The following is a 23,976-nucleotide window of genomic DNA, read 5'->3' on the forward strand; positions in this document are numbered from 1 at the left end:
GTAAGCTCCTTAAGCGGCTCGCGCGAGCATCTCGCGCACGTAGTTGTCTTGCCAGTCGGGGGCGCCCGACGCGTAGTGGCGGTCGCAGATCCCTTGCGCCACGCCATCCGAACGCAGCATGGCCACCATCTCGTCGGAGAAGGTGCTCTGCAGCATCCGGGTCTGATTGCGGGTAATGAGGAGGTAATCGCGGTTCGGCACCGCGTCACTGATCATCTGGATCTGGTCATCGGTCAAGCCGAAGGTGTCCTTGTAGAGGTACTTGGTCGTCTTGGCCTGGCTGTTCGGCAGGTAGATGAAGTTGCCGATGTTCTCTTTGAGGATTTCGAAGTCGGCCACGCGCGCGAGCTGCTTGAGCGACTGGGTCGCGCCCCATAGCGCCGCGTTGAGCTTCCGGATGGTGACGATCCACATCTCGAAGCGCTCGTAGAATCGCTTGCTGCTGAAGAAGAAGCCGATCTCCTCCACCTCGATGATCGTGTAACGCGTGCCCAGCGTCTGACTGATTCGGTAGAACGCGTAGTCCATGAACAGCGCCCCGGCACGCGGGAAGTTCAGCAGCAGGTCGCCCATCTCGATGGACAGGTTGTCGCTGACCTCGAACGCATCTTCGGTGTGATCGAAGAAGTGGCCGTACTGGCCACCCTGCAGCCAGATCTGCAGCCGCTCGCGCAGGCTGTCATGCAGCAGCGTGGCGAGACGGCCTAGTGTCCAGCTATCGCGTTCGTATCCCGCGAGGATCTTCACCGCTTCGAAGATGTCCTGGCGTTGCTGCGGCGAGATCGAGTAGTCTTCGTCTTCAATCGCCAGCGCGACCCATTCCGTCACATACGCAAAATTGGCTGGATCCGACAGCAGCGACAGTGGGTTCGTGCGTGTGGCGGCCTGGAACTTCCCGGTCGCGTCGACGAACTTTCCCCCGCTCAGAAGCGTGGTGATGCGCGTCGAGCGGTCCTTGTCGAACCGGATGCGGCGCGCGTCATGGCGGCCGGCCTGAGAGACGAGAAAGTTCAGCAGTACCGACTTGCCCGCCCCGATCGGCCCGATGACGAGCAAGTGAGCATTACCTCCGGGCTGGTGTAGGTCCACGCGCTGCGCGGTGCGATGACGGGTGGGCAGGCAGGTCAACGGCGGAACTTCCTTCCCCACCTTCTCGGAGAGCCAGTCGTTGCGCGTCGGGCCCGGCATCACCGAACGTACCGGTGCTATGTCTGACACCGCGGGCGTTTCCACGAACTGCAACCTTCGTTGCTTGTCCCAGCGGCCGGGGAGGGTGCTGTTCCAGGCCGGCATCAGGTTTGCCTTCTCCCGGATCGCGCCGAATCCGGCGTTGGTCAGCGCACCGACGACGTCACTGACTGCGTCCTCGCATTGCGTCTCGCTGTCGGCGTAGATGACGATGGAGATATTCGCGAAGCCATGCTGCGTGCTGTCGGCGGTCAAGCGCTTGAGCGCCTTGCCTGCCTCCTTGGCCAGTTCCTCGCGACCTTCGTCGTTCTCCGCTTCTTCCTTGGCGAGGTATTGCTTGAGGATGGCGCGGACATTGAGCGAGGCCATCTTGTAGAAACGGCGAACCTTTTCGATGTAAGCGGCTGCCCGCGCGGTATCGAGGAAGCGGTACATGATGCAGATATCCAGCTCGGCATCGATCTGCATCAGGCTGTCGAGTGCGGCTTCTTGGAAGCTCATCCACTCCTTCACCGCGACGATGGCCACATGGCGTTTCCCATGGGCAGATTCGAAGAGCAGCCGTTCGGCGCCGACGACGACTTCCGACTCGGTCAGATGCGTGTCCAGAAGCGTCACGGGGTAGCGCACGCGACGAGGTGGGACGCTGGGGTTCGCGGTCTGGTGAAGCGCGGCAAACGCGTCCTGCATGACCAGGCGGCGCGGCTTCAGGCGCGGCACACCACCGGTGAAGGCGTCGAGTATGCTTTCGAAGCGGCGGGCGTCCGCATTGACCTTTTCCAGGTCGAAGGCGAACGCACTGCGCGCAAACAGCGTGTCCTTCATTGCCTCGTAGAGGGAGGCGTAGACGGACCTGCCGCCCACCGTCATGTGATGGCCCACCTTGTCGAAGAACCTGGCGATACCGGTTTCCGGGGTATAGGCCAGCGCCAGGGAGTGGGTATTGTGGAAATATGCTCCCGTCGTCATGTGGGCGCGATTGAGCGCATCCAGGCGCGCGTCCGCCGGGCTGTCGAATTCGCCCTCCACGTACCCCCTCGCACGCCGGTGCCGCAAGCGCCACCACGCGGTGATGCGGTGGTCGAACGACCGGCAGGCCTGGTCGAGTTGATTGCGCGCCGATTCGATGTCGCTGCTGTCCGGGCTGTCAGCATCGACGCCTTGAAACTCGTACGTCGCGAGCAACGACCCATCCTTGTTCAGGACGAGTTCAGGCGTGATGGACGTCAGCCACGGCGCAAGTTCGGCGAGTGGACGGCGTTTGAGTTTGAGCTTCAGCATGGGAGGTCGCTGTCAAAGCCGTAAGGGCGGCGAAAGAGCGCGTGCAGCTTGCCGTGCCAGGGGCGGGACTCGTAGAGGTCGCCGTAGTGGTTGTAGACGTTCAGAATCTGGTTCCACCACGGATCGCGGTCGGTCAGCCAGCGCAAGAGGGCGTGTATAGCCATGCCCGACACGATCACGGCAGCCGGGATCTTCCAGCCGCTGCGGAAGGTGATATAGACCAGCAACGCCACGACCGTGCCGTTGGCGATGGCGAACCCCCGCACCGCGCCACCGATCAGGCGGGGCTTGGAGAGACCGACGCTGACGTGATGTTCACGCATGTCAGAGGATTCCGGTGCACGCCGACGCCACCCCCAGCGCCTTCATGATGGATGGTGCGGAAGCTGCAATGCCTACCCCGATGCAGATGACTGAGACAAACTTCATGATGGTTGACTCGGAGTTGGCGATACCAATGGCACCGAGCACGATCAGAATCAGGCCAGCGACAAACAGATACTTGGTGTTGATGAACGTGGCGATGCCGCAGATGAAATTGCCCAGGTTGTCGAGGAAAGCCGGGCCTGCCGTCTGTGCGTGTGCCGGCCCGGCGGCGCTGGCCATCGCGGCAAGAAGAAGCGCAGAAGTGAATGTCTCGCGTAACTTCACAGCCCCGGATCGTGACGACGGGAGTTGCATGTGTTGCTCCATTAGTTAGAAAACTCGGTTGAACGCGTAGTCGCCGTCGCGAAACCCCTGGATCTCAATGATCTCGGAGACGTGACGCATTTCGCCGGTGCGGCGCATGTGAACGACATAGTTGAAGCACTCGGCGATCAGCTTGCGCATGTCCTCAAGCTCCCAGCGGGAGCCGTGCGGAATCCCGAGCATCGCGAGGCTTTCGAGGCGGGAAAGCGCGGCCCGCGCATTGTTGGCGTGCAGCGATGCCATGCCGCCGTCGTGGCCGGTGTTGAGGGCCTGAAGCAGGTCAAACGCTTCACCGCCGCGGACTTCGCCCACCAGGATGCGGTCCGGTCGGAACCGCAAGCTCAACGCGACAAGTTGCTGGGTCGTGACGCCTTTATCGGTGTTGGAGAGCAGGCGTACCTTGTTGGGCACGCTGGGTTTCAACTCCTCGGTGTCCTCGATGGTCAGCACTCGCTCGGTTTCCGGAATCTCGGTGACTAGAGCATTCAGAAAGGTTGTCTTGCCGGAGGACGTGCCGCCGGCGACGAGGATGTTCTTGCGCTGCCGAACGACCTCGCGTAGCGCGTTGGCCAGTTGATCGTCTTCGACTTTCCCGTCAAAGATGGGCCGGTCGGTGGCCATGCTCCTGGCGTGACGTGACGAGAAGGCGCCGGCGCGTGCGTAGTCCGAGAGCGCGAGGATGGTCTCGCGATGTCGCCGGATGCTCAGTGCGTGACCGTCGATCGCGGTGGGCTTCATGACCGCAGCGATACGCAGACCCTTATGGCCCGCATTGATGATGCCCTGCGCCGTGCCGCGGACTGCGGATTTCTGGACGGATGACGCAAGAGAACGCACAGCGCCTTCGAGCTTGAGTGGCTCGACTTGCTCGTTGATGCGGATCATCTCTCCGCGCCGCTCGACCCAGATGTTGTCATGACGGTTCACCATGACCTCGGCCACGTCCTTCGCTTCGATGTAAGAACGAATGGGCGCCAGCGACTCGAAGAACATCGCCACGGCGCTGTCTTCGAGTTGCGTGAGCTGCAGATCGGGATGATGGGAAGCGGAGGAATCCATGCCCGATATTGTCATCGGGCTTTTAGGTCGAATTGACGGTGAAAGCTCTACCATTTTGGCGAGCTTTCAGCGGCCGACCCCGGAAATATGGATTTTTTGCGATCAGAATGGTGCCGCTCTCTGTAGAACGGGGCCGGACCCTCAATTTTTGGCGCCAGACGCCAAAAGATCATGATATTGAGTTGCCGGCGGAAAGGCGCTGTCAAACACGGTAGCTTTCGCGGAATATTCGGCGTATGGCGATGCAACTTCCTGGCCGATGGTCAGAGGCTTCGATTGACTGTCGCTAACGCGGATTTTCTCGAAAATCGTAAAAAATACCGGGTGCCAGTTGAAAGCTCGCCAAAATCGTAGAGCTTTCGACGAATATTCCACCCTATTTTGCTGGTTCAATAAGCGGCATCCCACAGGACCGCCGCAATGCCGCTATTTAGTAGAAAGTCCGATCAAGCCAAAGCCCTTGCCGTAGCGCCCGGCGCGTATGGCAACGAAAGCCCCGAGCAAGTGATCTTCGATCGCACCACGCGCCTTAACGTGGAGCGCAACCACTGGAAGATTGCTACGCTTGGCATCGGCTGCATCGCGCTGGCGGCAATCATGACGCGTGAGCCCGCGCCGTCTGTCGTCAAGGCCGTTGGCGTCTCGGCGGATGCGACGGGCAAGCCCATCGTGCGGGAACTGGAGGCATTCCAGCCACAAGCGATTCAGCTGCAGTGGGCCTTCAAGGATCTCGTTACGCGCTGGTTCACCATTGAGCCGATCCTCACGCCGAAGGTCGAAGACTCGCGCATGGCGAAGACGATTCGCTCGGTCCGCGACCAGATGCTCGGCTCATCGCGCAAGCAGTTCGAAGACTGGATGGACGACGACAAGCCGTTCGCACAGGTCGGGGCTTCGCCCACCCTGGTGCGTGAGGTGAAGGTGGTCAACGTCGCGGCGCTGCCCGATAGCACGGTCGCGGTCGAATTCATCGCCTCCACCAGCGAGGACGGGTTCAAGCCGCGTAAGCAGCGCTACGCGGTCACGTTCCGCTATCAGGTCAAGCCGCCGACCAGCGACGGGGTGCTCGGCACCAATCCGTTTGGCATCTACCCCGTCTTTTTCAGCATTCAAAAATCCGCGGCCTGACGCCGCCCACCTGCCCATGAAAGCTCGTACGTCCTGCCGGCTCATGCCGGCCGTCTTCGCCGCCGCATTGGCGTTGCTGCTGCCCGCCACCCACGGCCACGCCGCCGACAAGCCCGGCAAGAAGAGCGCCGCCTCGCTGGCTGGCTTTGGCATCGGCGACCTCAGCGATGCGATGAATCCAGCCAACCCGTTCAACGGTGGCGTGGAACCGATGGCGCTGCCGGGCGACTCGCGCCTGGTGGTGTTCACCTACAACCGCGATCAGATCTTCCGCGTGCTGTCGGCGCCCCTCAAGATGACCACGATCGAGTTTCCGGAAGACGAACAGATTGTTGGCGATCCAGCGTGGGGGGAGAGCATCCGGTGGGACTTCGACACCGACGGCGCGAACCACCTGTACCTCAAGCCGCAGGCGGCGGGCCTCGTGAATACGTTGTCGGTGAACACGAACAAGCGTAGCTACGAGTTCACGCTTGTGTCATCGCCGCTGGGCGGCATCTTCTATCAGAAAATCCGCTTCCGCATTCCGGCCTCGGTATCGGCAAAGGTTCGGGCGCGTAGCGAAGGGCGGGGCGACCACGCCGATCAGGCTGCGGGCGCGGAGTCCGGCTCCAAGAGCCCTGACGCGGTGGCGGTTTCCCCGGAGCAGTTGAACTTCGACTACTCGGTTTCGGGCAGCGCAAGCTTCCGGCCGGAGACGGCCTTCGACGATGGCAAGGCGCTGTGGCTGCGCATTCCCAAGGGCGCGGATTGGCCGGTTGCGCTCATCAAAGACGGTAGCGATTTCGTGGTGGTGAACAGCATCCGCCGCGGTGAATACCTGGTGGTCCAGCGCCTGGCCGATGTCGTGGCACTGCGCTCGGGCAACGATGAGGTCAAGATCGAGCCCGGTCGCCGGCGCATCCTGGGGCTGTTCTGATGCGGGGTGCCAAACAGAACAAGGACGTCTCCGACGTGACCGACGCGCAGCAGCGCACGGTCAAGGGGAAGCTGCCACGCAACATCGTTGTCGCGCTCGGCGGCGTGGCGGCGGTGCTCGTCGGCGGACTGGGCTACTACTTCCAGTCGATCAGCGAGCAGCAGAGCGACCGCCGATCGGAGGACGCCCGCGCGGAGCAGTTGAAGCAGCGTACCGGCAGTGCCGATGGCGGCCCGTCGCTCGAGCAAATGATTCGGGAGCAGGCCGACAAGGCGCGCGAGGAGGCGGCACGGCAGAAGGCGCAGAGCAGCCAGCCGGATATGAGCAAGGCGCCAGTCATGAAAGCGGCCGACCTTACCGGCAGCGAAGCGGCCAAGACGTCGACTCCCGACGCCGCCAGGAACAAGCTCGACGAGCTCTATACGGCCCCGGTCTTCAAGGGCACGCGCAAATCGCAGGTCAACGCAAGCAAGCCGCTCGCGGGTCTCGTCGACGTCACCGATCCGGCGCAAATGCGCGCGCTGCAGCAGGCGGCCGTCGCTCGGGCCAACGGCAACGCTGCGGGCCAGGATATCGCGGCGCCGGCTAGCTCCTCGGACAAACAGTTCCTGCGCGATGCCAGTGCCACGAATACCGTGCGCACCGGGTTCGACGGCAAGCTGCCGAAATGCACCCTCAGTCGCGGCTTTGTCATCCCGGCTACGTTCGTCGGCGGCCTGAATTCAGACAAGCCGGGCGAGTTCCGCGCAACCGTGTCCCAGGACGTCTACGACACGGTCAACGGCAAGTGCAAGATGATCCCGGCGGGCAGCACGCTGGTGGGCACGTACAGCGCCGACGTCGCGATCGGACAGGAGCGCATTCTCACGGCGTTCGTGCGCATGCAGCTCCCCAACGGCAAGACCGTGCCGCTCATGGGTATGCAGGGCGCGGACGCGAATGGCTACTCGGGGATCAGCGGCGATGTGAACAACCATTTCTGGAAGATCTTCGGTAGCGCCCTGGTCATCGGTGCCCTTGAACTCGCCTTCAACGACTCGAACACGGCCTCCACGGTAGGCCCGGCCGGATTGACCACCTACGGCAACGCTGCGGGGCAGGTCGCCACGCAGACCGCGTCGACGATCCTGAGCCGCAATCAGAACATCCGGCCGACCATCACGACAGAACCGGGGCAGAAGATGATCGTGCAGGTCAAGCACGACATCGTGCTGGAGCCCTACCGTGACTAAGCGCGCCATTGGCTTCCTGGCCGTTTATGCCTGGCTCGCGGCAGGCGCTGCGCAGGCCGCGACGATCGAGGCTGTGGTCAGTCCGACCGCAGTGGTGGTGCGCGCGGACGGGCGGGTGCGTGTGCACCTTCTGGCCGGCAAGCCGGTTCTGTACTGCGGTGTGGATGCGTTCGTGGGCTGGTCGGCACGGCTGCTGGGTGCGCCAATCGATGCGGGCGGGGACGAAGGGCCGGTCGTGACGCTGGACGGAAAAGCCACGCCGATTGCGACGTTGTTCGTGCGGCAGGGATGGCTTCGGCCGCCGGTGCTGAATGATTTCGCGCAGGCGGCCATGGCCGAGCGCCGCGGTGGCTGGGCATGTGCGCCGAAGACCGAGGCGTTCTCGCAGATGAGCGAGCGCGTCGACCCCAAGATCCTGGCCGGCATTGCCATGAACGAGTCGGCGTATCGAGGTCGGCCCTGGCCGTGGACGCTGAATGTAGCCGGACGGGGCATGTTCTTTGCGACCCGCGAGGACGCCCATGCTGCGATTCAGGGGCTTCTTGCCGCACAGCGCTGTGACTTCGACGTCGGCCTGATGCAGGTGAACTGGTGCTACCACAGGCAGCGTTTTGCCTCTCCGTGGGACGCACTTGCGCCGGCCACCAATATCCGCGTGGCGGAATCCATCCTGACGGAAAACCTGCAGCGCAGCGGTTCGGCGATGAAGGCCGTGGCCTGGTACCACAGCGCCGATCCAGCGCGCGGCGGCCCGTATCTCTCCCGCTTCATGAACCACCTCTCCCATTTCCAATGACGAAGCCGCTCTTCCTCTCCGCACTGCTCTTGATGGCGAGCGGGCAAGCCATCGCGGCGGACACCGATCCGCTTGACTTCGACTACCAGGTGGTGGCGCGGGCGAGCGATCGCCCGGCGCTGATCTTCAATGACGGCGTGTCAACGTATGTGCAGCCACGGGCTGGCCAGGCGGTATCGGCTGATGGCGCGCAGCAGAATGGACCGTATTGGGTCATCGAGGGCGTGCCGGATGTTGTGCGCTACAGTGTGAACGGCCAGCCGGTCGTGGCGCGACTGAAGCGCGCAAATGGGTTCACGTCTGAGCCGCAGACTGTGGCGAGCGACTCTGGCAGCCGCGCTGCCATCTCGGGGCGAATTGCCTTGATGGGCAGCTATACGACGTTGCCACTGGTCCGCGCAGGACGCTGGTCCCTGCCTTTGGCGCAAACGGTCAAGACCATCGCACCTGGCGGCTGGACTGGCACCGCGCAGAAGGACGTTCCACTCACCGATGAGGTCTCGCTTGAGCTGCATAGCGGCGAGAACTGGCTCCAGGCGCTCTCGCGGCTTCTGAAGCGGCGCAATCTCTACGCAGAGGTCGACTTCGCTCGCCGCAACATCGGCTTGCGCGCCTCGCCGCCTAAGGGATTCGCGGTAGCCGGCGAAGCGCCTGGTGAAGTAGGTCCGGGCAGGACGCTGCAAGCTGCCGCCGCCGGCCAGGCCACAGGCGCTCCGGCGCCCGTCGAAACCTCGCCTGCACCGGCTGCCGTCACGGCCAGTCCGGTGCCCGAAGGACCGACGCTGGGCTCTGCTTTCGGCGCGGTGGCAATTCGCGACAACAAGCAGGGCCGCATCGAAATCCGCTTCGACCGTGAGCCTACGGACCTGGTCGTGCGCGATGCGTCCGACAGCAAGATCTGGACGAAGTGGGACGAAACTCAACGCGTGTTGTCGTTTGCCACGGTGGACCGCTTTACAGCGACCGCGGAGGGCAAGTCCGTGGAGGTGACGCGCTCGCCCGAGATTGATTACGAGTTCCCGCGCGAGAACACCGCTGGCCTAGACATGATCTTTGAGAAGGATGGGGCAACCTACCTGAGCTTCGCGAAATCGTTGGTCAGCGTGTCCGTCTTCGGCGATGACCACCAGCGCAACGGCGAACAGAAGGACCGCTACTACAAGTTCAACGGAATCGCAGCGCGCTTGACGATCATCGCGGACGGCAGTGTGGTCTACGTGGACCGGGTGCCGCAGGTGCGATTCAAGGAACGGCCGGGGAAGGTGGCCTTGTGAAGCACAGCTCGATCGCGTCCGTCATGGCCTTGAGCCTGCTGGCTGGTGCTGCCAATGCAGATTGCCTGGACGATGCCGCAGTGTTTCATGGCATCAGTCCGCCCTTGCTGCGCAGCATCGCCATGCAGGAGTCTGGCATGCGGTCATGGGTCACCAACCGCAATGGCAACGGTTCGGAAGATATTGGGCTCATGCAGATCAACTCGATCCATCTGCCGAGGCTCGCCCAGTATGGTCTCACGCGGGATCACCTCTTCAATGGGTGCGTCAACGCCTATGTCGGTGCGTGGATTCTTCGCGAAAACATCCAACGCTATGGACCGACATGGAGGGCGGTGGGTGCCTACAACGCGTCATCACCCGATAAGCAGTTGCGGTACGCCAATCAGATTCATGCGCGGTGGCAGGCGCTACAAAGCGCCGCCTTGCGGTAGTTCCAACCGTTCACTCGAAAGCATCGTTATGTGCCATTCCACACGAACCATCCGCATTGCCGCCGCAGCGGCGTCACTTCTGAGCGGAGTCGTCGTTGCACCGGCAGTACACGCCGCGCAGCTGTCGACCGACGGCTGGCAGTCGTTGCAGCCGGCGCGAGCCAGCAAGGCAGCCATCGACACTACGCTGCTGGCCGCTAATCACCCGACGCTCGGCGCGTCGAGCCAGCCCACAGTGCAGTCAGCCGTTAATACTGCCCCGGCGGTTCCTCCTGCAGTCGCCCCAGCTATCGCCCCGGTCGTTGGCGATGTCTACCGCCTTGTGAAAGGCGAGCCGCTGCAACGGCAGTTGCAGAAGTGGGCCACGCGTGCCGGATGGACGGTGGCATGGAATGTCCCGGATGGCTGGATCGTGCCGGGCGACAAGGACTATGGCAGCGACTTCGAGCGGGCGGTCCAGCGCGTGGTCGAGGAGCTGGCCAGCAACGGCGCCGATCTGGTCGGCGACAGTTGGCGGGGCAACCGCACGGTGATCATCAGCCAAAATGGAGCGGCGCAATGAACAAGAATAACCAGCGCTTTACCGCCGCCGCTGTTGCGGCAGCCACCTTGTTGTCGGGTTGCGGCGTGACGCAGACGCGCGATGTGCAAAACGCGATCGCAGCGGACGCTCAGGCGCGCTATGCCGATGCGCCGCGTAGCCGCCCCGTGTTCCGCGTCCATGAAGGTGCGTGGTTGCTCGGCGAGAAGATCCGTGCGAGCAAGGCACAGCCCGATATCTATGGCAAGCATGTGGTGTTCAAGGGCACCATTGGCTCGCTGAACGAGGCGGCCAACTGGATCGTGCAGAGCGTCGGCGTGAGGGCGACCGTGGAGGCATCGGCCCTCGCCGCCCCAACTGGCACCTCCGGCATCGCCCAGGCGGCTGCGCTTCCGGCTGGTTCCGCCCGGCCAATCGGTCCGATCCCGACTGGCGGAATGCCGCGCGTGGACCTGGCCGCGCCGCTGGCCGCGCCGCTGGCCGGGACGCCCGTGTCGGGCGCCGGTGTCGCGGCGGTATTGCCACTGACGCTGCGCTACGAAGGCAGCTTCAAGGGCTTTCTGGATGCCGTCGAGGCGCATTTTGGCGTCTGGTCGCGTTACAACGACGGCACGGTGACGTTCTTTAAGACGGAGACCCGTACCTTCATGCTGCCGAGCCTTGCCGATACGTCGTCGATGGACGGATCGATCACCACCTCTGACAGCGGCTCAGGCGGTACCGCTGGCGCAGCAGGTAATGCAAGCAGCGCTGGAGGGAGCACCGGCCGGGGCGGTCAGACGATGAAGTCGTTCATCGAGGTAAAGCCCTGGGAGACCCTCCAGGTCACTGCGAAAGCCGTCGCTGGCGCGAGCGCTGAAGTGGTCGTCGACAAGAATCTGGGCACGCTGACGGTCACGGGTGATCCGGTGCAGTGCGATCGCATTGAACAGTTCGTGAAGAGCCTGGCGGCCATGTATGGCAAGCAGGTCGCCATCGACGTTCAGGTCTACGAAGTGCGCGTGACACGCGAGGACAACTATGGACTGAACCTCTCGCTCGCCTACCAGAGCTCCAGCGGCCAGCCGGGCGTCTCTTTCAGTTCGGCCAGCACGCCGACGGTTTCGGGCGGTGCTTCGCCTGCGACGCTGGGCGCAACGATCATGAGTGGCCCGTTTGCTGGCAGCAAAGCCGTGGTTCAGGCGCTTTCGTCGCTGGGCAATGTGTCGCAGGTGGTCTCTCGTTCAGGTGTCACCCAGAACGGCAAGGTGCTGGCCCTGCAGACCGCGACGCTGCAGGACTACGTTGCCCAGGCCCAGACGACGCTGGCCGCCAACGTGGGGTCGACCAGCTCGATCCAAACCGGGACGGTCACTTACGGCTTTACCAGCAACTTCCTGCCGAAGGTAGTCGACGGTCGAATCTTGATGAACTTCGACATGACGCTGTCGGACCTGCTGCCACTGCAGCCGTTCAAGTCCGGCGGTGAGGCGAATCAGAGCACCGTGCAGCTTCGCACGATGCCGACCAATCGGTTCACGCAATCGATCACGCTGAAGCCCGGCGAATCGTTAGTCCTGACGGGTCTGCGCAATCAGAAGGCAACCACGTCCAACAATGGGATCGGCGAGCCGTGGATGGCCGCGCTCGGCGGTGGGGTTGGCGCCACGAGGGGCGACACGGTCATCGCCATCATGATCTCGGCCCGCTTGCTGTAACACAGAGACAATTTCCATGCAGAATCGCGCATTCATTCATCGTTGGGCGCCGGTCGCTCTGGCGGCAGCCATCGGGTGTCAGGCAGCAGCGTTCTCGGCCAATGCCGCGGCGGCAACGTCCAATCTGGCCGCGGCGGCGATCGCGGCGGCCGCAGCGAACCCGGTGACGACACAACCGGCTTCGACGGCGGCGGCACAGCCGTCCCTGCCAAGTGCTGCGCCGCAGGGCGCGAGCCATCTTCCCGCGGCGACCAGTGCCGGATCGGCCGGCGAGGCCGTTCAGGCTCCGCGCCCCACCGACGCGCCCGAGTTGGCAGCGCTACAGGCTCAGATCGCCTTGTGGAAGGCGCGCGCGGAGATCGCCAAGTACAAGGCGGAGGTCAAGCGCGCCGAGGATTCGCTGACGGCGACTCCCGCAGGCGGAGCGCCTTCCGTTGGCGCCCCCGGCATCTCGTTAGCTGCGCCGATGCCGGTGGGCGGTGCCATTGGCGATCGCGCTAAGGGCCTGTCGACGGAAACGCTCCGTCTCGTGTCGCTGCGCGCGTTTGATGGGCATTTCAACGCCATCGTGGATGTCAACGGGCGCACGGTCCCGGTTCAGCCCGGCGACGCACTCGACGGCGGCTGGAAGGTGGTGAGCATCGACGAAGTTGGCGTAAAGCTTGCCAACGGCAAGCGCGTGCGCACGTTGAGGCCGTAAGCCATGGCCGAAGTCCTGTCATTCCCCGGGCTGAAGGGCAGCTTTGCGATCGGGCTGTCCTGGCAGCACGAGGAAGATCATCCAAGCAAAGGCGCGCTGCGCGCGCGCGCGTTGGAACTCGGACGCAATATCCGTTGGTGCGCGGTGCACGAAAGCGCAGACGGCGCGATCCAGAGCGGATATTGCGAAGCTATCTCGGGCGCCAAACCGGCTGGCCTAAAACCTCTCGCTGCGATTGTGGCAGGCCAGCATCGGCAGCCATGGATGGGTCTGTTCCACCTTCGGGACAATCTCTACTGGTATGTCGCTGTCCGCCAGGGGCATGCCGTCATCGCGGGCGGTGACCGGGTCGGCACGCTGGAGGAAATCCATCCGATTCGCGAGCGTCATCGGGCCCTCGGCGAGTGGACGGAGATCGAGGGCACCATGCGTGATCTCACGGCCATGGCACGCGCGTCGAAAGGGGTGGCTGTCATGCGTGACGCACTGACAGGACCTTTGAAGTCGAAGTCCTACACGGTCGCCGCAATCGCCGTGGTGATGGCCATGACCGCAGGCGGCTGGTATTGGTTTGACCAGCAGCAAGAGGCCGAGCGTGAGGCGCAGTTGATGCGACAGCGTGCGGTCACCGCAGCACAGCTCGCCAACGAGGTGGCCCGCCAGCGGGCAGCGCCCTGGGTCGAAGATCCCGCGCCGCTCGACTTCATCCGAGCGTGCCGGCGCGCTTGGGACCGACAGCGCCTCTCAGAAACCGGCTGGGCGTTGTCCGGGTGGCGATGCAAGCCGACCACCTCGACAGCACTGACGGTCGAGACCACATGGATGCGGGCAGGCGGCGTGGCGGACAACGCGCCAGGTGCTCTGTCTGCAGACGGAAACTTGGCCACCGAGGCGGCGAGCGCGCCAGCAGCCTTCCTGCCGTCCTCACGTGCCCTGATCTCGTCGGTGGATGCGCAGCGTGCGATGTGGACGTATGTCCAGGTGAACGGCATGAGCATGCAGCTAACGATGCCGCCGGCGTTGCTGCCAACGGATGGAAAGACGCCGGTGGATCCGTGGCTGGTGATGCGCGCCGATATTGGCTTCGGTGCGCCGCCGTGGCTGGGTCCGGGCGATGGGATCGGGGCCGTGGACGGCCTTCGCCTGACTGAGATCAGCTACGAGGCGGCCAACCAGACATGGAAAGGGAGCGCGAAGCTCTACGCAATGCGTAATAGTGCGCCGGCGCCTTCAAGGAGTGAACGATGATCGAGGCAATCACGCGTCTTTGGGGCGGTCCCCGAAAAGTATCGAGGTACGAGATTGCAAATTCCGACCGTGCCGAGCCTTCGGTGAACGCGGATCTTCTGGCCTTGGTGCAGCCTCCTGAAGTTCTGGAGCCTCACATCATCTACCCGCGGAACTTGCATGCGACGTTTGATCGCGTTGCCTTCAATCTCAACTATCTGACGGCTGAGCAGGCCTCGACCCTTCGTCAACGGACCGAGGATAGCGGGCTCTATGTCGAGGACGTCGCCAGGGAGCTGGGCCTGTCCGAGGAGAATGTTCAGCAGGTACTGGCGGTCCACGGTTGCGATATCTACGTGGATGCACGGCATTTTGGCACGCCTCGCCTGCTGACCTGGGAGTCTAAGCTGCGACGCAGCGGCGCCGCTCCGCAGATGCGTAAGGTCTCGGCGCAAGAACTGGCAGTGCTGCGGCAGCAGCGCGTCTCCGGCCGACAGTTGGATACGGACCTGCAGACGTTGACCTTGGCCCGCCGGCTGATCGCGGATTGTGCCGCCCTAATCGCGTCGGACATTCACATCCTTGTCCGTGACGACCACACGGAGATTCAGGTGCGCATCAAAGGCGATCTGCGCACGGTATCGGCGCTGTCGATGCGTCGGGAGGAGGGCGAGCGTCTGATCCGCGCTATCTACACCGGCCTAGCAACGGTGAAGGCGGCGACATACAACCCGCTCGACGTGCAGGACGCACAGATCGCGGGAGACGCTCTACCGGGGACGGGGCTTTCGAGCGTGCGGATCGTGCGAGGCCCTGCCTATCCGGTGGAAGCCGGCGGCGGCTTCCTTGTCGCCCGATTGCAATACCGGGAGCATCATGAGGGCGCGCTGAAAGCTGACGCCGTAGAAGCCGGTAGAAGGCTGGATTTGCGCACGCCAACGGCGCCGAGTGGTGAATTCAAGCTCGGTGAAATGGGCTATACGCCGCTTCAGGTCGAGCTGGTCTCGCAGCTGCTGCGGCGGCCCATGGGCGTGATTGTGGTCACCGGTCCGACCGGCAGCGGCAAGACGACGACCCTGTTCGAGTGCACCCGCCACCAGGCACGCCTCTTTCCAGAAAAGCGACTCATCACCATCGAGAACCCAACCGAGTACCCGATGGACTGGGCTGTTCAGCTCACCACGGAAAGCGAACGATTTCCGGAGATGTTGCGTATGACGTTGCGAATGGATCCCGACGCTGTACTGCTGGGGGAAATTCGTGGTGTTGAAGAGGCCATTGCGACGCTGCAGGCTGCGGCGACGGGCCATCTGGTGCTGACGACGCTACACGTCACGGACCCATTCGAGACTTTCTCCCGATTGATGATGCTGGACCATGTCCGTCTTGCCATGGGGGTAATTGCTAATCACAACCAGATTATTGGCCTGATTGCGCAGCGAATCGTTCCACTGCTTTGTCCTGAGTGCTCGGTGCCGCTGGAACGCGCCACGCCGGCGTTGCCTGAGTACATGCTCCGAGCGCTCAACTCCTGGGGGGACCTGTCTGGAGTCCGTGTGCGCGGGGTCGGGTGCGACCACTGCCACGGCGAAGCAGTCATCGGCCAGCAGGCTGTCGCCGAGGTGGTCGTGGCCAGCGAAGCGCTGATGCAGGACTGTATTAAGGAAGGGGTGTTGGTGGCACGCCGCAAGCATCGCGCGCGCGCCGGCTCGGACAAGCCAATGATCGCCCATGCGATGGATCTTGTGCTCGAAGGCCGCTTGAGCCCAGTCGACGCCGAGCGAAATGTGGATGCAATTCCAATGCGGGAGGTTCTATGAGCGGACTGGCGTGGTCAATGCGCCGACGCCTGTACCAGCAGGCATCAAGCCAACTGGAGAACGGGCTGACCCTGGCACAGGTCATTGAGGACTTTCGCGAGCGGCAAGCACGTCGCGGCCGTAAGAGCGCGGCGGAGGCGGCGCACGAAGTCGTTCGTCAGGTGCGGGACGGCAAGACGCTGATGGCGGCTATGGGGGATGGAATCAGCGATCTTGAACGGAGCGTGCTTGATGCTGGCGAGCAGGCTGGCCAGTTGCCAGACGCCATGCGCCTGGTGCTGGAGGTCCGAGAACTGACAACGCGCCTGCGTCAGAAGCTGCAAGCCAGCTTCTTTGCACCGGCCATCTACTCCGTCACGTTCTATGCGGTCTTGCTCCTCATCGGCAGCTACATCGTTCCGCAGTTTCTGAACGTCCTTCCGATCGAGCGGTGGACGGACTGGGCCTACGCAATGTACTGGATGGGCGAACTCGCGGTGGGCTGGCCGGCGCCATTGCTCTTCGGCGGGCTGGGCTCCTTTGCCGTCTGGAGTTGGTGGGCGCTTCCGAAATGGACGGGGCCCAGCAGGCGGGTGTTCGACCAGAATGTCTTCCCGTTCACGGTGTACCGGGAGATCACTGGCTTCACTTGGCTGCTGTCCTTCGTGGCGTTGCTGCGCGCGGGGGTGCCAGATATCGCCGCGTTGGAGAGCCAGATTGCCTCGGCATCGCCGTGGCTGGCTTCGCGGTTGCGGCCGATCCGGCTGGGCCTGGCCGATGGCCTCGATCTCGCTGAAGCAATGCGTCAAGCGGGGAACGGGTTCCCATCCCTGGATCTGATTGACGAGATCGGTGCTTACGCGGGCTTTGACGACTTTACGGAAAAGATCACTGTGGCTGTGCGCCAGAACGCTGAGGTAATCGAGCGACAGTTGCTTGCAAAAGGTATGGCGATGTCTGGAATCTTCACGGGCCTGATGTTCCTTGCTTTCGTTGTTCTTCAGCTTGGTGCGAACTCGCTCTCATCGATTCTCACGTCATCGATGGGTCAGCTTTAACGTCGACGTGCTCAAACCGGATAGGAGTATCAAATGGATGGAATTCTTGGGCGCGTCGTCGCTACTGTTCTGGGTCTGCTTGCGCTGGTCGGCATCGCCTACGCCAGCTACAACGGCTTCCAGAATCACAAAGCCAGTGTGGTGGCAACCAACGTCACGCAGATCATCACGAATGCGCGCGGCGGGTTTTCTCAGGGGAACAACGGCTATACGAACTTCACCACAGCCAACGTGCCGGCCATGATCACCGGCGGGATGTTCCCCACTGATATGGTGCGCGGCACTGCTTTGGTCGATACATGGGGTAACGCGATGACTCTGTCGTCGGTCAACAACGGCTCGCAAGGCGTCATTACGTTCGGCGGCGGCAACGCGCAGACAGCAAAGCAATGCGTCAGCGCTGCGCTGAGCCTGAAGGACTACGTCTCCCTGGTCGTTGGCACCACGACGTTCACGCAGACGACGCTGCCCGATCAGGCCACCGCAGGCGCCGCTTGCAGTGCGACGGCCACCTTCACGCTCACGTTCCAGTGAGACAACGACTGGGTGCGATGACCTAAAGGATAAAGCATGGGATATCTCGTGTTGCCAATCGCCGCGGCTCTTTTCTGTGCAGGAATCATGGCGCAGGGCTGGCAGCTCGCCCAGGCTGTGCCCGGGGCCGGCGTCCCCGGCCGTATGGAGGCAGTCGCGACGGTCACCGCCCAGCAAGCGCAGACTTACGGCGCGGCGTGCATGACGACTGTCGGCGCCACGCCGGGGTTGGTTGGCGCGAGTGTAGTGCCAGTGCTGCCGTCCGGGATGGCCGTGCCGGCCGGGGCAGGCTGCATGGCAGTCGCCAATCCCTCGGGCGGAAGAGACGTGTATGGATACGTGCGCGTCTCTTCAGGAGCCGGCGCTGCGCTCCTTGAAAGCACGCAGGGCAGCCTTGCCTGGTTTCGGGTTCGAAGCCAGGGCACGGCCATCAACATCTCCACTGGCAACGCTTACAGCGTGCCTGCGACTATTCCCGTAGGGGTGCTTGTCCAGTGGGTTCAGTTGAATTCGTGAGAATGGCATGGAATCGATTGTTGGATATCTCATCGCGCTGATGCTGTCGATGCTCAGCTTCGCTGGCTTTGCAACCTGGGCAAAGGCGGGGGTGACGAACGTGCAGACGTCCGCCGCGTCCAGTCAGATGCTGGTCTTTGACAAGGCCGCGCTGCAGTTCGTGCAAGACGAAGCTGCAACACTGGTGGGGCAGGCGACTGCCACCGTACCTGTCTCGGTCACGCCAGCGATGCTCGTTAGCGGCGGCTACTTGCCCGCCGGCTTCTCGGCGACGAACGTCTTCGGTCAGACCTGGTTGCTTCAGGTCCTGCAGCCGACGCCCAACAGTTTGCAGGCGATCGTGACTTCGCAGGGTGGCCGTGCAATCACCGACACGCGTCAGCTCGTGCAAATCGCTGCACAGGCCGGCGCACAAGGTGGCTTTGTGCCATACGCGGGGCAAAACGGCGATCCGACGATGGCGCCGACCAGCGCCTACGGTGCCTACGGCGCGTGGCAGGTACCACTAGCCAACTTCACGAATCCGGGTAGTGGTCGCCTCGCGTCGTTGCTGGCCTTTACGGGCGCACAAGCCAACAACGGCTATCTGTACCGAGTACAGGTTCCAGGACACCCGGAACTGAACAAGATGCAGACCTCGATCGACATGGGGGGAAACGACCTCAATACCGCGGGCCGAGTGACGGCAAACAGCGCATTGACGAGCGGGGGAGAGACCTATCTGACAAACACAGGTGCGCCTGGCACCGCGTGCGGCGTCGAAACGTCGACTCGAAGAAGTACCACGGGAACCGGATTCGTGATTTGCTGGGGGGGGATTTGGCAGCCGATCGGCACGGCGGTTGCCAACGTTACCGACGGTATGTGGTGTGGGAACAATGGACAATTCGCGACGAACGGCTCCAACGTTGGCTACATCTGCAAAGGAAACCGCTATGTCTCGCTGAATAATGCGCTTGGAAACCTCGTGGTAACGCGAAAGATCGACAACGTGACCGATCAGATGACCTTCGCCAAGGACAATTGTCCGGGTGGGTCGCCGTGGGCGCTGTACACATCGAAGCAGCAGATGATGAACATCACTGGAAGCGTGATGCCGCCCATTGAGGGCACGTACTTTGCGATGGTTGACGGGGGATGGTACTGGGCCGCGCAGGCCAGCGCTATCTCTCCCTCAACTTGGTATAGCGGCAACGATGTTGGAGCTATCGGCGGACAGTTGGTGGGAACAGTTACAACCGGCTGCATTTACTGAAGATTACTGAAGGAATTGACGAAATATGAGCCGGTTTGTATTGGCGTGGTGTCTGGCCCTTCCAGCGTGGGCGGCCCAAGCGCAACTGATAACGCTCCCTGCGCCTCCAATGACTGTGGCCAACTGTCCGGGGGGGAAGGTCTGGATCATGAAGAACGGGCTCCCGACGTGTGACTACCCGGCACCGCCGCCACCGCCTCCTCCACCGCCTCCTCCACGGCCGCCGACCTGCCCCGATCCCGCTTCAACGGGCTCATTTCTGGAACTCCTGATGAATCGGGACGCCAGTGATAACCTGTGGTGGGAATCCAATCTCTACTGGTATGGATCCAATCGGTATCACGGGGGAGACTCACCCGACACCGACCCGAACTGGCTGATCGACAAGATTATTTCGATGAATGGCTTCGTGCGTGGGGCGACTTTTGTGAGTTTCTCCGGCGTCCAATACCGCGTTGCGCTATGCCAATAGCGCGGCGCCTGGCATGAATGTGCCATAGATCGATGGTGACGATGCCGTGATGGCATCAAAAAGGAAAAGGCCGCGAGGGCCTTTTCCTTTTGTCGGATGCCGCTGTAGTCAGCGGCAGCAAGTGCGGGCGCTTAGAACGCGCTGAAGCTCCACGACTTGCTGATCATCGTACCATTACGGGCGCCGCTGAACGTTGCGGTGTAGGTGCCGGCTGTGAGCGCTTGCGTCGGCAACATGAACACCACGCCCGCGTACACATTGGTATCCAGCAAGGCAGCCGACATAGAGCCCGCTTTGGCGTTGCTTGGCACCAGGACTCGAACTGGAACGGAGGCGCCACCGGGGCCAGTAAGCGTGAAACTAGATACAGTCAGCACATCACCAGATTGTGGCGCCGGAACACGAAACATCACCGGGTGGCCAGCGGTGGGGAGATCCGGAGCAGGGCTCGGCTGCTCGCCGGTAGCCGTAAAAATGCCTGGCACGCGTTCATTGTCGACGGGAGAGTACGCAACGTTGCCACCTTGCAGCTGTTGGCCGCCCCATTGCGGAAGGCCATAGCCACTACCGTTCGCACCTGTGACGACGCCGAAGTTCAGGACGCAATAGGTGTCCCGGACCGAGATCCCTACCGTTTCCTGATTGCTTGTGATTGCTTGAAGGTGATAGACCGTGTTCTTGAAGACGCTAATACAATCGGTCGAGCCACTGGCCGCTTGGCTAATCCACTGGTTCTTCGAGGCTCCCGCTGCAACGCCCTGATCATAGGGGTTAGCGCCAGTAAACCCCGGTCGGCCGGCTGCTTCTTCGTGAGCAATGACAGCGTTTGCCTTCATGTACCCAAGGTGATTGTCTGCGGCAAGATCGAGGGCAATATCCTGCTTTAGGGCTCCCACTCCCATGCTGACGCGATAGTCGTTGAGCGCATTGAAGGTGGAAAGCCGCGCGTCGCCCGCTGCATACGTCGGAGCCGCAACGTTGGTTGCCGGGGGCACCGAAGTGGGCGCTTCCGTGACAGGGGGCGTAGTGGGCGCAGTCGGCGTCTGCTTCGAGCCGCCTTCATCACCGCCGCCTCCGCCGCAAGCCGCGAGAAGGAAGGCGGTTGCCGCAGCAAACGCATTAAGGAGAGTCTTGTTCTTGGTGTTGGTATTCATCTTGATTCCTTTTACCGGAACGCTGCGGCTCGCCATTCGAACCACTTGCTTCCAGCTTACAGAAGCCACGGCGAAGTCAAGTCGCGCTGGCATCCCGACGAAAGGTGGCCGATGTGGCGACCGCCTTTTTCACAGGTCGGCAGGAAATTGATGCGATGCAGCCCTACGTTAGAGGGGCAGGAAAGCAAAAGCCCGCTGCGGGGCGGGCTTCGAAGGAAAACAAAGGCCGCATCATGCGGTCTTGGAGTTTTCTAGCGCCGCGTTAGTATGCCGAAAAGCTCCACGACTTCGCGATAGGCACGCCATTGCGGGCGCCGATGAACGAGGCGGTGTACGTACCTGCAGGGACCGGCTTCGTTGGCAGCAGGAACGCCACACCTCTGAAGATCCGTGCGTCCTCGGTGGCCACGACAGCCGAGCCAGGCTTTGAGTCGCTGGACACGAGAATGCGTGCCGGCACTGGCTCATCGCGGCGGTCTCTCAGCTCGAAGGTCTCCACGGTCAAAACATCTGCAGCCGTCTCGACGTTGACGCGAAACATGATCGGCGGCCCGGCAGTTTCGAGGTCCGGTGCCGGATTTGGGATCTCGTTGCCAGGAACGAAGGTGCCAGGGACGACCGCGCTATCACTCGGAAAGTACGCGCTCGCGCTCGTGGCCAGCTGCTGGCCTCCCCACTGTGCCAGCCCATATCCGCCATCGGTGATGGCAGTCACCACTGCAAAGTTCGCGACGCAGTAGTCATCGCGCATTGCGATGCCGACAGTCTCCTGGTTGCCCGTGATTCCTTGCAAATGGTAGATTGAGTTCGCCAGTGATCGAAGGCACGCACCCATTTCTCCGCGATAGGCCATCTGCCCGACCCACTGCTTGTTTGATCCGCCGGCGGCGATCACCTGTTGGTAAGGATCGTCGTGGGTGTAACCTTTCGCGCCCCGGACTTCGGTATGGGCCACAATGCCGTTGGCCTGCATGTAGCCAAGATGGTTTTCCGCAGCGGCATCAAGTGTCGGATCTTGCCGGAGCGCGCCGACTCCCATCGTCCTACGGATCGCGTTGAGGTCGTTGAAGAACGACAAGCGTGGATCAGTGCGTCCGTAGGTCGGGGCGGGAACGCTGGCGACCGGAGCGCGGGACGCCTGTTGTGGCGCATCGACCGCGGTGCTCAACGCCGCCGGCGCTGTGGCGGCGGGACGCGGACCAGCACATGCAGCGAGGAGCGCGGTCGCTCCTGAAATAATGGATAAGGTTCTCACGGTGCTACGGTAGTCTGAACGTATGCGATCCGATGTGGCGAACCGCGTAAATTCAGCCTACCGATGCCCCATCGAAATCAAGCCTGTGCGCCACGGCTCAATTACTGCTGTGAGACGGGGCGTTTGGAGATTCGTCGGCGCGGTGGGCGCAAACTGTAGCCCCACGCTAGAAGGGGGGCAATGAGAAGCTCGCTTGCGCGATCGGAATGTTAGACAGCAACGGCTCCAGACACCCAAACTCTCGACGATGGGGCGCCCCCAAAAAAAACGACGACCCAAGGGGTCGCCGTGAAGCGGACGTCGAGAAGGGTCTTCTCGTGGGGGCCATTGTCAGGCTGCCGGTCGCAAGCGCCTATCCCAACTTGCTTAGGGATTGACGCGCGGGCGGCCCCGTTTCCTTCGACGCAACGGCGAGTTCGGAGATGAGAGCGCGCCCGAGCAGCACGGGCACTGAAATGACTGTGACAGCTCAATCTTCGCTGCAGTATTGGAGGCTAGATATGGGGTTGCGCAGCTCCTGCAGGCCCTGATGGCAAGATCTTCGTCCGTCGAGAGCGAGCGTGCCAGGTGGAATGCTCTCTCAGATGGCATGAAGTTATCGCTAAAGAAGCGACGGCTGATGTCCATGGCAGAGATGAAGGCCTCAGGAATCGTTGCCTGTTCAGCCAGAGCGCTGCGGAACAACCAAATCAACGTCGTAGATTGGACGCGTCGCGAGGCCGATTCCAGATACCAGGCGGGAGATCCAGGCGGTTGCCCTGATGGAGATGACTCGCCGTGAATGCGAACGTAAAGGTCCCGCATCTTGTCGACTGTTACGTTGAACAGTGCCGCGACACCCTTCGCGCGACAGCGCAAGCGGATAAAGCCTTCGCAGAATGCTTGATTGACGTAGCGGGGCAACCGAAAATTACCCCATGCGCCAGAGTGTGGGAGGCGATCCGCGCGAATCGGTGCACTGTCCATAATGTAGTGCGCTACGACATCGGGCGTTAAGCGGCCTGCGTTGACCTCGAACCAGAAGAGGCGACTTGGCAAACGCCACTTGAACAGTGGGATACGCCGTTCGGCGATAGCGAGATCAATCTGATGCTGTGGAATTGACCTTAAGTAGTCGGCCAGCTCGATCGACATCCCAAGCAGTGGTGCCGCCAACAATGACATGTTGAGCACGTCATAGATGGCGTTGATATATGCCCGATTGGCCTGCTCTAGTTGCATGGATTGGACCAGCGACAGCTCTGGCGTCATTTGGGAAAGCAGGCTGACGCTCGATGTCGGAGTGCGACCCTCGATGTAGCTCCTCCAATCGTCGGGCGAGGTTAGGGTCGGGAGATAGGCGAGGAATGGTGTAGCGAATACCACCGACATCGACTTTTGATCATCCCGCAACCGCTCAATGTCGGCATGCTCGACTTCATATATTGAGGAGAGCCCTTTCGTGACCGCAAGCGCATTTACCGTGTATGTCGTCAGCCGAAAGTTTGCAGACAGAATTCGATCCAGAACCCAATATGGAATCATGAACTGGTCGGAGAGATCTTTTGTGTGACGTCGCTTCATTGTTATATTATTGTGAATCGGTTGCATGATTAAGTAGCTCGTGAAAGTCCTGGACCGTGTCCCTTAGGCTACCGATTATCGCCCGGTGTTGTGCCCATAGCGTTATACACATCTCAGCGCCCACCGCGGCCCCCAATGAAGCGTTTACCTTCAGTGATTCGCGAGCATCGCTTGTAAACTTCGTCGAGATCGCGTTTACTTTGG

The 23,976-nt window shown here is 62.1% G+C and carries 23 protein-coding genes; 15 read left to right on the plus strand and 8 right to left on the minus strand.

Translation table 11 applies throughout. From position 1 onward, the window contains the following. Positions 1-9: 9 nt before the first annotated feature. The 5 genes from KHO41_RS24525 to KHO41_RS24545 all read right to left on the minus strand — a co-directional run bounded on the left by KHO41_RS24525 (position 10) and on the right by KHO41_RS24545 (position 4,593). Positions 10-2,469 carry a VirB4 family type IV secretion system protein gene (locus tag KHO41_RS24525; RefSeq protein ID WP_211955850.1) on the minus strand — a complete coding sequence of 820 codons (2,460 nt, stop codon included), beginning with the start codon at positions 2,467-2,469 and terminating at the stop codon, positions 10-12. After that, positions 2,463-2,792, minus strand: a complete 330-nt coding sequence (locus KHO41_RS24530; RefSeq protein ID WP_211955851.1) for a conjugal transfer protein — start codon at positions 2,790-2,792, stop codon at positions 2,463-2,465. Before KHO41_RS24530 ends, KHO41_RS24525 begins: the two co-directional genes overlap by 7 nt. Before the next feature lies 1 nt (position 2,793). Then, complete coding sequence (locus tag KHO41_RS24535; protein ID WP_211955852.1) at positions 2,794-3,150, minus strand: TrbC/VirB2 family protein; 357 nt, start codon at positions 3,148-3,150, stop codon at positions 2,794-2,796. Between the two features lie 15 nt (positions 3,151-3,165). Next, positions 3,166-4,218, minus strand: coding sequence for a CpaF family protein (locus tag KHO41_RS24540; protein ID WP_211955853.1), 1,053 nt, complete (start codon positions 4,216-4,218; stop codon positions 3,166-3,168). A gap of 141 nt (positions 4,219-4,359) precedes the next feature. After that, entirely contained in the window at positions 4,360-4,593 is a 234-nt protein-coding gene (locus KHO41_RS24545) for a hypothetical protein (RefSeq protein ID WP_211955854.1), read from the minus strand. 45 nt (positions 4,594-4,638) lie between these two features. Between KHO41_RS24545 and KHO41_RS24550 the strand changes: the two genes are divergently transcribed. Genes KHO41_RS24550 through pilV form a run of 15 tightly spaced genes read left to right on the plus strand, consistent with a single transcriptional unit; the run spans position 4,639 to position 19,328 of the window. Then, entirely contained in the window at positions 4,639-5,346 is a 708-nt protein-coding gene (locus KHO41_RS24550) for a VirB8/TrbF family protein (RefSeq protein WP_211955855.1), read from the plus strand. Positions 5,347-5,362: 16 nt separating this feature from the next. Beyond that, on the plus strand, positions 5,363-6,265 hold the full coding sequence (locus KHO41_RS24555) for a TrbG/VirB9 family P-type conjugative transfer protein (RefSeq protein WP_211955856.1): 903 nt from the start codon (positions 5,363-5,365) through the stop codon (positions 6,263-6,265). Then, positions 6,265-7,497 carry a TrbI/VirB10 family protein gene (locus KHO41_RS24560; RefSeq protein WP_211955857.1) on the plus strand — a complete coding sequence of 411 codons (1,233 nt, stop codon included), beginning with the start codon at positions 6,265-6,267 and terminating at the stop codon, positions 7,495-7,497. Before KHO41_RS24555 ends, KHO41_RS24560 begins: the two co-directional genes overlap by 1 nt. Next, positions 7,490-8,293, plus strand: a complete 804-nt coding sequence (locus tag KHO41_RS24565; protein WP_211955858.1) for a transglycosylase SLT domain-containing protein — start codon at positions 7,490-7,492, stop codon at positions 8,291-8,293. Before KHO41_RS24560 ends, KHO41_RS24565 begins: the two co-directional genes overlap by 8 nt. Continuing rightward, a complete protein-coding gene (locus KHO41_RS24570) occupies positions 8,290-9,567 on the plus strand; it encodes a pilus assembly protein PilL (RefSeq protein WP_211955859.1) in 1,278 nt (425 codons plus the stop codon). The genes KHO41_RS24565 and KHO41_RS24570 overlap by 4 nt, the downstream gene beginning before the upstream one ends. Before the next feature lie 23 nt (positions 9,568-9,590). After that, entirely contained in the window at positions 9,591-10,001 is a 411-nt protein-coding gene (locus tag KHO41_RS24575; protein WP_211955876.1) for a lytic transglycosylase domain-containing protein, read from the plus strand. Positions 10,002-10,029: 28 nt separating this feature from the next. Next, entirely contained in the window at positions 10,030-10,563 is a 534-nt protein-coding gene (locus KHO41_RS24580) for a toxin co-regulated pilus biosynthesis Q family protein (RefSeq protein ID WP_211955860.1), read from the plus strand. Further along, positions 10,560-12,239, plus strand: a complete 1,680-nt coding sequence (locus KHO41_RS24585; protein ID WP_211955861.1) for a type II secretion system protein GspD — start codon at positions 10,560-10,562, stop codon at positions 12,237-12,239. Before KHO41_RS24580 ends, KHO41_RS24585 begins: the two co-directional genes overlap by 4 nt. A 16-nt stretch (positions 12,240-12,255) precedes the next feature. Further along, a complete protein-coding gene (gene pilP / locus KHO41_RS24590) occupies positions 12,256-12,939 on the plus strand; it encodes a type IV pilus biogenesis protein PilP (RefSeq protein WP_211955862.1) in 684 nt (227 codons plus the stop codon). A gap of 3 nt (positions 12,940-12,942) precedes the next feature. Continuing rightward, positions 12,943-14,187 carry a type 4b pilus protein PilO2 gene (gene pilO2, locus KHO41_RS24595; RefSeq protein ID WP_211955863.1) on the plus strand — a complete coding sequence of 415 codons (1,245 nt, stop codon included), beginning with the start codon at positions 12,943-12,945 and terminating at the stop codon, positions 14,185-14,187. After that, positions 14,184-15,986 (plus strand): GspE/PulE family protein, encoded by a 1,803-nt coding sequence (locus tag KHO41_RS24600; RefSeq protein ID WP_211955864.1) that lies wholly within the window; start codon positions 14,184-14,186, stop codon positions 15,984-15,986. Before pilO2 ends, KHO41_RS24600 begins: the two co-directional genes overlap by 4 nt. Then, positions 15,983-17,023, plus strand: a complete 1,041-nt coding sequence (locus tag KHO41_RS24605; protein ID WP_211955865.1) for a type II secretion system F family protein — start codon at positions 15,983-15,985, stop codon at positions 17,021-17,023. The genes KHO41_RS24600 and KHO41_RS24605 overlap by 4 nt, the downstream gene beginning before the upstream one ends. A gap of 33 nt (positions 17,024-17,056) precedes the next feature. Then, a complete protein-coding gene (locus tag KHO41_RS24610; RefSeq protein WP_211955866.1) occupies positions 17,057-17,557 on the plus strand; it encodes a prepilin type IV pili in 501 nt (166 codons plus the stop codon). Between the two features lie 36 nt (positions 17,558-17,593). Continuing rightward, positions 17,594-18,073: a hypothetical protein gene (locus KHO41_RS24615; RefSeq protein ID WP_211955867.1), complete on the plus strand. Its 480-nt coding sequence runs from the start codon at positions 17,594-17,596 to the stop codon at positions 18,071-18,073. A gap of 7 nt (positions 18,074-18,080) precedes the next feature. Then, on the plus strand, positions 18,081-19,328 hold the full coding sequence (pilV, locus tag KHO41_RS24620; RefSeq protein ID WP_211955868.1) for a shufflon system plasmid conjugative transfer pilus tip adhesin PilV: 1,248 nt from the start codon (positions 18,081-18,083) through the stop codon (positions 19,326-19,328). A 603-nt stretch (positions 19,329-19,931) separates the two neighbouring features. Here the strand turns inward: pilV and KHO41_RS24625 are convergent. From KHO41_RS24625 to KHO41_RS24635, 3 genes are all read right to left on the minus strand, one after another. Then, entirely contained in the window at positions 19,932-20,954 is a 1,023-nt protein-coding gene (locus KHO41_RS24625; RefSeq protein WP_211955869.1) for a CAP domain-containing protein, read from the minus strand. A 262-nt stretch (positions 20,955-21,216) separates the two neighbouring features. Then, positions 21,217-22,032, minus strand: a complete 816-nt coding sequence (locus KHO41_RS24630) for a CAP domain-containing protein (RefSeq protein WP_244874009.1) — start codon at positions 22,030-22,032, stop codon at positions 21,217-21,219. 543 nt (positions 22,033-22,575) lie between these two features. Beyond that, entirely contained in the window at positions 22,576-23,799 is a 1,224-nt protein-coding gene (locus KHO41_RS24635) for a FlhC family transcriptional regulator (protein ID WP_244874010.1), read from the minus strand. Between the last annotated feature and the right edge of the window lie 177 nt (positions 23,800-23,976).

The sequence above is a fragment of the Cupriavidus numazuensis genome, from assembly GCF_905397435.1.
Lineage (GTDB): Bacteria > Pseudomonadota > Gammaproteobacteria > Burkholderiales > Burkholderiaceae > Cupriavidus > Cupriavidus numazuensis.